The sequence below is a fragment of the Streptomyces sp. FH025 genome (assembly GCF_017427025.1).
Taxonomy (GTDB): Bacteria; Actinomycetota; Actinomycetes; order Streptomycetales; family Streptomycetaceae; genus Kitasatospora.
Genome location: NZ_JAFLNG010001157.1, coordinates 1 through 1,353 on the forward strand (window position 1 = coordinate 1; position 1,353 = coordinate 1,353).

Consider the following 1,353-nt stretch of genomic DNA (forward strand, 5'->3'; position numbering starts at 1 on the left):
AGCGCTTCGTCGGGGGGCAGTGCTCCGTCGGGGACGGAGCGGGGCATCGGCCACTGAGGGCTCCCTTAGGGGAAGGGTCGATCGATTTCCCAGGAAGCTAGCGGCCTGCAATATGTTTCAGCAAGATGCAGAAACCGTTTCGTAGCAAGGAGATGCAGGTCACCGTCCGCTGCCGCCACCCCGGTTACGCCCTTCGAACGACGGGCGTGACAATGGGACGTATGTCCGTCCCACCGGTAAGCACCAGACTCGATCGCACCCCCTACCCCGGTGGGATCCGGCCCGTACCCCTCAAGGGGGACGGCCGGTGAAGAATCCACTTCCGGAGGATGAGCAGACGGCTACGAGTGGTCTGGCAGACTTCTCGTCCATGGGGGAACCGACCGAGATCAAGCGAGGCGTCGCCGGGCGCGCCGACGCGGCCCACGGTGGCGGTTCCGAAGCAGCGAAGGCCCCCTCGGCCCGTCTGCACGAAGGAACCGCCCGTGCCGCCCAGTCCCGTACCGCCGCCCTTCGCGACCGCATCCGCGACCAGCGCCGCTCGCCGGCCCGGCCGCGGATCTGGTTCGAGCTCGCCCTCATCGGGATCAGCTACTGGATCTACTCGATCGTCCGCAACGCCGTCCCGGAACAGGCCTCGATAGCCCAGAAGCACGCGAGCTGGATCTGGGAGTTCGAGCAGAACCTCGGCATCGCCGTCGAGCGTTCGATCAACCACGCCGTGGACGGCGTCGGGTGGCTCATCACCGGGATGAACTACTACTACGCGACGCTGCACTTCGTCATCACCATCGGCGTGCTGGTATGGCTCTACCGCAGCCACCCCGGCCGCTACGTCGCCGCCCGCACCGTGCTGTTCGTCACCACCGGGATCGCGCTGGTCGGCTTCTACTTCTTCCCGCTGGCCCCGCCGCGGCTGATGACCGACGGCGGATTCATCGACACCGTGAAGGTCCACGGCACCTGGGGCTCGATGGCCTCCGGTCCCGCCGCGCACGTCTCCAACCAGTACGCGGCGATGCCCTCGATGCACATCGGCTGGTCGATGTGGTGCGGGCTGGCGATCTTCTTCCTGGCCCGCCGGACGTGGGTGCGGGTGCTCGGCCTGCTCTACCCGGCGACCACCCTGCTGGTCATCGTCTCGACCGCCAACCACTTCTGGATGGACGCCATCGGCGGCGAACTCTGCCTCGCCGTGGGCTTCCTCGCCGCCCGCTGGCTCTACCACGAGTGGGTCTACCGGCTGCCCAGGGTGCCCGCCCGGGAGACGGCCGAGGCGCCGGTCACCGTCCCCGAGCAGTGGAGCGAACCGGCGGTCACCGCCGGCCGGCGGTAGCACCGCACGAAGAAGGG

General features: G+C 68.1%; 1 protein-coding gene. It reads left to right on the forward strand.

Annotated elements, in window-relative coordinates; genetic code table 11:
• Window positions 1-370 precede the first annotated feature (370 nt).
• Window positions 371-1,336, forward strand: a complete 966-nt coding sequence (locus J0670_RS38105) for a phosphatase PAP2 family protein (RefSeq protein WP_207817345.1) — start codon at window positions 371-373, stop codon at window positions 1,334-1,336.
• Window positions 1,337-1,353 lie beyond the last annotated feature (17 nt).

What these genes read in the sequence shown, in the direction of transcription:
- J0670_RS38105 (WP_207817345.1), top strand. Translation starts at nt 371, where the DNA reads ATGGGGGAACCGACCGAGATCAAGCGAGGCGTCGCCGGGCGCGCCGAC.